Source organism: Longimicrobium sp. (genome assembly GCF_036554565.1).
GTDB lineage: Bacteria > Gemmatimonadota > Gemmatimonadetes > Longimicrobiales > Longimicrobiaceae > Longimicrobium.
In genome coordinates, this window is sequence record NZ_DATBNB010000096.1 from 1 (window position 1) to 8,819 (window position 8,819).

The 8,819-nt window shown below is 68.5% G+C and carries 7 protein-coding genes and 1 tRNA gene; 1 reads left to right on the forward strand and 7 read right to left on the reverse strand.

The genetic code is table 11. The features are described from left to right. A partial coding sequence (locus VIB55_RS02590; protein ID WP_331875104.1) for a DUF6174 domain-containing protein occupies positions 1–391 on the forward strand: 391 nt, incomplete at its 5' end. A gap of 116 nt (positions 392–507) precedes the next feature. On the opposite strand, the gene yihA is transcribed toward VIB55_RS02590, so the two are convergent. From yihA to dnaK, 7 genes are all read right to left on the reverse strand, one after another. Beyond that, entirely contained in the window at positions 508–1,188 is a 681-nt protein-coding gene (gene yihA, locus VIB55_RS02595) for a ribosome biogenesis GTP-binding protein YihA/YsxC (RefSeq protein ID WP_331875105.1), read from the reverse strand. Continuing rightward, positions 1,185–2,432, reverse strand: coding sequence for an ATP-dependent Clp protease ATP-binding subunit ClpX (gene clpX, locus VIB55_RS02600; RefSeq protein WP_331875106.1), 1,248 nt, complete (start codon positions 2,430–2,432; stop codon positions 1,185–1,187). The genes yihA and clpX overlap by 4 nt, the downstream gene beginning before the upstream one ends. A gap of 49 nt (positions 2,433–2,481) precedes the next feature. Then, entirely contained in the window at positions 2,482–3,117 is a 636-nt protein-coding gene (gene clpP, locus VIB55_RS02605; RefSeq protein ID WP_331875107.1) for an ATP-dependent Clp endopeptidase proteolytic subunit ClpP, read from the reverse strand. A 54-nt stretch (positions 3,118–3,171) separates the two neighbouring features. Continuing rightward, positions 3,172–4,470 (reverse strand): trigger factor, encoded by a 1,299-nt coding sequence (gene tig, locus VIB55_RS02610; RefSeq protein WP_331875108.1) that lies wholly within the window; start codon positions 4,468–4,470, stop codon positions 3,172–3,174. A 40-nt stretch (positions 4,471–4,510) separates the two neighbouring features. Then, a tRNA-Leu gene (locus tag VIB55_RS02615) sits at positions 4,511–4,591 on the reverse strand. 147 nt (positions 4,592–4,738) lie between these two features. Further along, a complete protein-coding gene (locus VIB55_RS02620; RefSeq protein WP_331875109.1) occupies positions 4,739–6,313 on the reverse strand; it encodes a Do family serine endopeptidase in 1,575 nt (524 codons plus the stop codon). 459 nt (positions 6,314–6,772) lie between these two features. Beyond that, complete coding sequence (dnaK, locus tag VIB55_RS02625; RefSeq protein ID WP_331875110.1) at positions 6,773–8,737, reverse strand: molecular chaperone DnaK; 1,965 nt, start codon at positions 8,735–8,737, stop codon at positions 6,773–6,775. Positions 8,738–8,819: the final 82 nt, after the last annotated feature.

Here is an 8,819-nt window from a genome sequence, read left to right on the forward strand (position 1 = left end):
CGCCCGGGCCCGCGCGCTGTGGGGGCGCGAGGGCGGTCCCTCGTACACGTACACGCTGGAGCTGCAGTGCTACTGCGCGGCCGGAACGTCGCTGGCCCCGGTGGTGGTCACCGTGAAGAGCGATCAGCCGGTCAGCCGCATCTACAAGAAGGCCAACGCGGCGGACCCCACGATCAGCGCGTCCGCCGACGTGTTCGGCCCGTACGATACCGTCGACGAGCTGTTCGAGGTGATCGAGGACGCCATCGACCGTGACGCGAACATCCTGCAGGTGGGCTACAACGACCTGAGGGGCTTTCCCGACGTCATCAACGTCGCCGTGAAGGGTGGCACCGCGAACGACCAGCGGATCCTGTTCATCAGCGACTTCGCCCTGACGCCGGCGAGCTGACGGAACGGCCGTTTCACGCAGAGGCCGCAGAGAAGACAGAGAGGACGCAGAGGGCTTGGCCAGCCTCTGCGTCCTCTCCTTTTTCTCCGCGTCCTCTGCGTGATGCTCTTTGGTTTTCAGGCCGGGATCAGCGCGGAACCCTCACCCTCGTCCCCGCCGGGCTCCGGCGTCTCCGCGGCCTCGTCCGGCGCCGGGAAGAGGAGGGCGCCGAGGGTTTCCAGCAGCTCGTCGCGCCCCTCGCCGTTCAGCGCCGAAAAGGCGATGGCCTGGTCGGGAGTGATGTCGAGCTTGCGCACCGCGGCGGCGAACTGCTCTTCGCGCTTGGTCTTGTTGAGCTTGTCGGCCTTGGTGAAGGCGAACAGCACGGGAATGCCCAGCTCGGCCAGGTAGTCAACCGAGCGCAGGTCGTCGGGCGACGGGCCGGTGCGCAGGTCGATGAGCTGAACGACGCCGGCCAGGTCCTTGGCGGTGGAGATGAAGCCGTGGATGACGCCCTCCCACTTCTTGCGCAGGGCGTCGGGCACCCGGGCGTAGCCGTAGCCCGGCAGGTCGACCAGGAAGAAGTCGCCCAGGTCCGAGCGGACGTGGTAGAAGTTGATCTCCTGCGTCTTGCCGGGCTGCTGCGATACGCGGGCGATGGCGGTTCGCGTGCGCCCCAGAAGCCGGTTGATGAGCGACGACTTGCCCACGTTGGACCGGCCCGAGAACGCCACCTGCGGCATTCCCCGCGCGCTCTCGGGCGGCGCCTGCCCCAGCTGGCCGATGGCCCCGGCGAATTCGACCGACTTGATCCTCACGCTTCCTTCTTCCGCCGCGGCTCGGGCGCCAGCACCAGCAGCGGCGGCACGGCCTCGGTCACGCACTCGGGGGTGACGACGACCTCGCGCACGTCCTGGCGGCTGGGGATGTCGAACATGATGTCGCGCATCAGGTTCTCGATCACCGCGCGCAGGCCGCGGGCGCCGGTGCCCCGCTCGATGGCCTGCTTGGCGATGGCCCGGATGGCCGCCGGGTCGAAGGTGATCCCCACGCCGTCCATCCCGAAGATCTTCTGGTACTGCTTGACCAGCGCGTTTTTCGGCTCGGTGAGGATGCGCACCAGCGCGTCCTCGTCCAGGTTCTCCAGCGTCACCATCACCGGAAGGCGGCCCACCAGCTCGGGGATCAGCCCGAAGCGCAGCAGGTCCTCGGGCTCCACGTCGCGGAACGGGTTGGCGTCCTTGCTGTCGGTGTCGCGCGCGTCGTCCTTGGCACCAAAGCCGATCTGCCGCTTGCCGCGCCGGGCCTCGATGATCTTTTCCAGCCCGTCGAAGGCGCCGCCGCAGATGAACAGGATGTGCTTGGTGTTGATCTGGATGTATTCCTGCTGCGGGTGCTTGCGGCCCCCCTGCGGCGGAACGGAGGCCGTGGTCCCCTCCAGGATCTTCAGCAGCGCCTGCTGCACCCCCTCGCCGCTCACGTCGCGGGTGATGGAGGGGTTCTCGCTCTTGCGGGCGATCTTGTCGATCTCGTCGACGTAGATGATCCCCCGCTCGCACTCGGCCACGTTGAAGTCGGCCGCCTGCAGCAGGCGGACGAGGATGTTCTCCACGTCCTCGCCCACGTACCCCGCCTCGGTGAGCGTGGTGGCGTCGACGATGGTGAACGGCACGTGGAGCACGCGGGCCAGCGTCTGGGCCAGCAGCGTCTTCCCCACGCCCGTGGAGCCGATGAGCATGATGTTGCTCTTGTCGAGCTCCACCTCGTCCATCACCCCGTGGTTGTTCACCCGCTTGTAGTGGTTGTACACCGCCACCGACAGCGACTTCTTGGCCTGCTCCTGCCCCACCACGTACTGGTCCAGCACCTCCTTGATCTCCAGCGGCGTGGGAACCGGCGTGGCGGCGCTGGTGGCCTCCTTGATCTCCTCCTCGGCCAGGATCTCGTTGCAGAGCGAAATGCACTCGTTGCAGATGTACACCGAGGGCCCGGAGATGAACCGCTTCACCGAGTCCTTGGATTTTCCGCAGAACGAACAGCGGAGATGCTTGTCGCTGGGCATGCCTGAACCTGCTGGGAAGATGAAAAGGAGGAGACGGGGCTCCCGTAGATCAGGAGCCCGTCTCGGCCGTCTCGTGGGTCACCGCCACCAGCGGCGTCTTGCCGCCATGGCTGATCACCTCGTCGATCAGGCCGTATTCCTTTGCCTCGTCGGGCGACATGTAGCGGTCGCGGTCCAGGTCGGCCGCCACGCGCTCCTCCGTCTGCCCGGTGTGGTGCGAAAGGATCTTGTTGAGCTTGTCGCGCAGCCCCAGGATCTCGCGGGCCGCGATCTCGATGTCGGCCGCGTTGCCCTGGCTGCCGCCCGAGGGCTGGTGAAGCATGATCCGCGCGTTGGGAAGGGCGCTGCGCTTGCCCTTGGCGCCCGCTCCCAGCAGGATGGCGCCCATGCTGGCCGCCATGCCGATGCAGATGGTGTGCACCGGCGAGCGGATGTACTGCATGGTGTCGTAGATGGCCAGCCCCGCCGTAACCCCGCCGCCCGGGGAGTTCACGTACAGGTAGATGTCCTTTTCCGGATTGTCGGCATCCAGGAAAAGGAGCTGCGCGATGATGATGTTCGCCACCGTGTCGTCGACCGCGCTGCCCAGGAATACGATGCGGTCCATCAGCAGGCGGCTGAAGATGTCGTAGCTGCGCTCGCCCCGGCTGGACCGCTCGATCACGTACGGCGGAAAAATGGCCATGTGCTGGTCGTCTGCTTTCTTGAAATGAAAGGATTCGCGCCCGCGGATGCCGCGTCAGCCGTGCGAAACGGTGTTCCGCGACCGCAGGTGCTCGAACACCTTTTCCTCGGTGATCTCCGATTCCAGCGCCTGCATCTGGCCGGAGCGCTCCAGCTCCACCCACACGTCGCTGGGCGAGCGGCCCGCCTTTTCGGCCAGCTGCTCCACGCGCGCGTCCACGTCGTCGGCGGTGGCCCGCAGCCCCTCGCGGTCGGCCAGGTGCTCCACCACCATCATCCGCCGCAGCCCCGCCTCGGCCTGCGGCCGCATGAAGGTGCGCAGTTGCGAGATCCGTTCCTCCTCCTCTGCACGCCGCGCGCGGCGCTTTCCGCTCTCGTCGGGCACGTCGCCCGTCATGAAGTCCAGGTAGCGCTCCACCATGCTCCCCGGCACGTCGAACGGGTTGGCCTCCACGATCTGCCCGATCAGCCCGTCACGCTCGGCCTGGTCGGCGCGGCGCCTGGCATCTTCGGCCAGGTCGTTGCGCACCCGCTCGCGGAGCGCGTCCATGCTCTCGAAGTCGCCCAGCCCCTTGGCGAACTCGTCGTCCAGGGCCGGCAGCTCCTTGCGTTGCGCATCCACCAGGCGAATGTGGAGGCGCTCCTGCTTGCCGCGCTGCGCCTCGTCGGCGAAGTCCTCGGGGAAGGTGACGGTGAACTCGCCCTCCTCGCCCGGGGCCAGCGTCATGATGGCGGCCTCGATGTCGGGAATGGCCTGCCCCTCGCCCAGCTCGAAGCGGTAGTTGCTGGCCTCGGCCTCTTCTTCGGCGTCCAGCTGGGTGATCTCCACCTGCACCTGGTCGCCGTAGTCGGGGGTGCCCTCCACGGGCGCGGGCGTGCCGCGGTCCTGGCGCAGCCGCTCGAGCACGGCATCCACCTCCTCGTCGCCCACCACGTCGGCCGGGCGCGACACCTGGAATCCGTCGATGCGCGACAGCTCCAGGGCGGGGTTCACCTCGAAGGTGACCTCGAAGTGAAGCTCGCCGCCGGCGTGGTAATGGACGTTGTCTACCTGCCCCTGCTCGATGGGCCGGTGGTCGCCGGACTCCAGCGCCTCGCGGTAGGCCTCCTGGATCACCTTTTCCACCGTTTCCTGCTCGATGGCCTGGCCGAACTGCTTTTCGACGATGGACGCCGGCGTCTTGCCCTTGCGGAAGCCGGGCATGCGCACGGAGTTGGCGATGCGCGAAGCCACCGACTGCCGCACGCGCCTGACGCGCTCCGGCGGCACGGTGATGGTAAGCTTGCGCGTGCAGGCGCCCGTCTCCTGGGCGTCGATCTGCAGAGCGGTGCTGGGCGTGGTGGTCTCGGACATCCGGCTGAATCTATCTGCTGAAGCGTTGCTGTATGCGAGGTGCGAAAGGGGGGATTCGAACCCCCACGGCCTGAGCCACTGGTTCCTAAGACCAGCGCGTCTACCATTCCGCCACTTTCGCGCGGGACGAACGGGAAAATATAGACCCGGCGTATGGGAGGGTCAACCGAAGGTGCGCAGGAGGGACGACTTCGCCGGGATCGGCCCGAACGGAAAGCGGCCCGGAGACGATTCTCCGGGCCGCTCGTTCCCCCCGTCCCGCCAGAGGTCAGTCCGGCAGGCGGATGTTCACGATGCTCCCCTCGCCCGTGCGAAAGCGCACGCGAAGCGAGATCACCTGCCCGGGACCCTTGCGCTCCACCAGCCGCCGGAACCCTTCCACGTCGCGCACCGCCTGGCCGTCTACCGCCACGATGCGCGTTCCCTCGCCCACGCCGTTGCGGGCGGCCACGCTCATCCGCTCCACGTTCGTCACCACCAGCCCCTCGGCGGGGCCGGCCAGATTGAACTCGCGCACCAGCTCGGGAGAGACCGGCTGCACCCCCAGCCCCAGCTTCGACCCGCCCGCGCCGGCGGCGCGAGGGGCCTGGGCGGCCGGGGCCTCCAGCGCGGTGGCCGGCGCCTCCGAAAGCTTCACCTCCACCCGCCGGCGGTCGCCGTAGCGGATGACGTCCAGCGCCACCGACTCGCCCGGGCGGCGGGTGGCGATCAGCCGCTGGAACTGGCCCACGCGCTGCACCCGCGTTCCATCCACCGCCACGATCACGTCGCCCTGCCGCAGCCCGGCTTCCCGCGCGGGGCTGTCGTCCGGAAAGTCCTGGATGACCACGCCCTCGATGCGCTCCAGGCGGAAGACCTCGGCATCTTCCGGCGTCACGTTGCTCACCTGGATGCCCACGGCGGGCCGGCGCACGCGGCCGTAGCGGATCAGGTCGTCGGCCACCTTGCGGGCCAGGTCGATGGGCACCGCGAAGCCGTACCCCGAGTAGAACCCGGTGGGCGACGCGATGGCCGAGTTCACCCCCACCACCTCGCCGCGCAGGTTCACCAGCGGGCCACCGGAGTTGCCGGGGTTGATGGGGGCGTCGGTCTGGATGAAGTCCTCGATGGCCCAGCGCCCGTTCGTGCCCGCGTTCTGCCCGATCAGGTTGTTCAGCGAGCGCCCCTGCGCGCTGACGATGCCGGAGGTAACGGTGGTGCCCAGGTCCAGCGGGTTGCCGATGGCCAGCACCCACTCACCGATCCGGACCCCCTCGGACCGGCCGATGCGCACCGCGGGAAAGCCCGTGCCCTCCACCTTGATGACGGCGATGTCGGTCAGCGGGTCGCGGCCCACCAGCCGGGCGCGCAGGTGCCGGTTGTCGGCCAGCACCACCGTGATCTGGTCGGCGTCGGCCACCACGTGGTTGTTGGTGACCACGTACCCGTCTGCGGTGATCAGAAAGCCGGAGCCGCTGGCCTGCTGCGGCATCTCGGGATGGCCGTCGGGCATGGGGAAGGGGAAGGGGAAGGGCATCCCTTGCCCGCGCTCGCCTTCCTCGTCGCCGTCCTCGCCGCCGCGGCGGCGGGAGCTGCCCTCGGCGCGCTCCGTTTCGATGGATACGACGGCCGGGGTCACCGATTCGGCGATGGTGATGAAGGCCTGGCTCAGCTCCTGGACGGGGCGCACCTCCGACGCGGGGGGGCGCCCCGGGGTCTGCAGGAGCGCCGCGTGCGAGCGGGTGGTCCAGTCCAGGCCGCTGGCCACGAGGACGCCGCCGGCGAACGCCCCGGCGGTGACGCCGACCATCCTGAGCTTGGCACGTACGGGATCGAGCATCGTGTTTTCCTGGTCGTTCTTCATTCGTGTCCGGATCCTGCCCGAATCTAACATCCCGCATCCGCAGCGCGCGCGACAGGCCCCGGCGATTAGGCCGGGGTTAGGGAGGGCCGGTGCCCCGCCCCCGGTTGCCCCTCCCCGCACAAATTACGTGCGGAGAGGGGAGAACTTCGCGCGAGGGTCGACGGGCATCGGCGCATGCCTCGGGAGCCCCCTCCCCCCGGCCCCCTTCCCCCGCTGCGCAGGGGAGGGGGAGACCTGAATCGCGCCTCGGCTGGTCTGGCGCACCCGGCTGCGCATGCAGTCCGCGAAGGCGGACTTCGGGCCCTTGTTGCCGTGACTTCAGTCGCCCGGCAGGGCTGAGGCCTCCACCCCAGCCGGGTGAGGAAGTGCGAGGTGACGGCCTGCAAGACATCGGCCCCGCTTCCGATGCTCGGGAAGCGGGGCCGAAAGCCTGTCACTGGATACCGACGTGCGCCGCGATCAGCGCTTGTCGTCGTCCACGATCTCGTAGTCGGCCTCGACCACGTCGTCGTTGGCGCGGGCGCCCGCACCGGCGGTGGCCGTGGCGTCACCGTCGAAGCCCGCGCCTGCCGTGGCGCCGCCGCTGAAGCCGGCGTCCGCACCCGGGCTGGCCGCCTGCTGCGCCTGGTAGATGGCCGAGCCCGCGGCCATGAAGGCCTGGTTCAGCCCCTCGGCCGCACCGCGCACCTCGCCGATGTCGTCCTGCTTGAGCGCCTTGCGGGCACGCTCCAGCGCGGTGTTCAGCGACTCCTTGGCGGCCTCGTCGAGCTTGTCCTCCCACTCCTTGGAGTCCTTCTCGACGGTGTAGACCAGCGAGTCCAGCTGGTTGCGGGCCTCCACCTGCTCGCGGCGCTCCTTGTCTTCGGCCGCGTGGGCGTCGGCGTCCTTCACCATCTTGTCGATCTCGCTCTCCGACAGCCCCGACGAGGCCTCGATGCGGATCTTCTGCTCCTTGCCCGTGGCGCGGTCCTTGGCCGACACGTGCAGGATGCCGTTCGCGTCGATGTCGAAGGTCACCTCCACCTGCGGCATGCCGCGCGGTGCCGGCGGAATGCCCGTCAGCTGGAATTTGCCGATGGTCTTGTTGTACATCGCCATCTCGCGCTCGCCCTGGAGCACGTGGATCTCCACCGTGGTCTGGCTGTCCTCGGCCGTCGAGAACGTCTCGGACTTCTTGGTGGGGATCGTGGTGTTGCGCTCGATGAGCTTGGTGAACACGCCGCCCAGCGTCTCGATGCCCAGCGACAGCGGGGTCACGTCGAGCAGCAGCACGTCCTTCACCTCGCCGGCCAGCACGCCGCCCTGGATGGCGGCGCCGACTGCCACCACCTCGTCGGGGTTCACGCCCCGGTGCGGGTCCTTGCCGAAGAACTGCTTGACCACTTCCTGGATCTTGGGGATGCGCGTGCTTCCGCCCACCAGGATCACCTCGTCTACCTGCCCCGGCTGCAGGCCGGCGTCCTTGAGCGCCTGCTGCATGGGCGGAATGGTGCGCTGCACCAGGTCGTCGACCAGCTGCTCGAACTTGGCGCGGCTGAGGCTGACGTTCAGGTGCTTGGGCCCTTCCTGCGTGGCCGTGATGAAGGGCAGGTTGATGTCCGTCGACATGGTGGTCGACAGCTCCATCTTGGCCTTCTCGGCGGCTTCCTTCAGGCGCTGCAGCGCCATCGGGTCCTTGCTCAGGTCGATGCCCTGGTCGCGGCGGAACTCCTCGACCAGCCACTCGATGACGCGCTGGTCGAAGTCGTCGCCGCCCAGGTGCGTGTCGCCGTTGGTGGCCTTTACCTCGAAGACGCCCTCGCCCAGCTCCAGGATGGAGATGTCGTAGGTGCCGCCGCCCAGGTCGTACACCGCGATCTTCTCGTCCTTCTTCTTGTCGAGCCCGTACGCCAGCGCCGCCGCCGTCGGCTCGTTGATGATGCGCAGCACCTCGAGGCCCGCGATCTTGCCGGCGTCCTTGGTGGCCTGCCGCTGGGCGTCGTTGAAGTACGCGGGCACGGTGATCACGGCCTGCGTGACACCCTGGCCCAGGTAGTCTTCGGCGGTCTGCTTCATCTTCTGCAGGATCATCGCCGAGATCTCGGGCGGGGTGAACGTCTTGCCCACGTTGGGCACGTCCACCTGCGCCAGGCCGTTGGGGCCCGCGGTGACCTTGTACGGAACCAGCTTCTCCTCCTGCTTCACCTCGGCCTCCTTGCGGCCCATGAAGCGCTTGATGGAGAAGAGCGTGTTGGTGGGGTTGGTGATCGCCTGGCGGCGCGCCACCTGGCCGACGAGGCGCTCGCCGTCCTTGGTGAACGCCACGACGGACGGCGTGGTGCGGCCGCCCTCGGCGTTGGGGATGACCGTGGGCTCGCCGCCCTCGAGCACCGCCATGCACGAGTTCGTCGTGCCGAGGTCGATGCCAATGACTTTATCTGCCATGAGGTCCTCAGAGGGTGAACGGCGCGGCGGGCTGCCGGGTGGGCGCCGGCCGCGAACTGTTGCCGAGGAGAAAGGCAAGGCC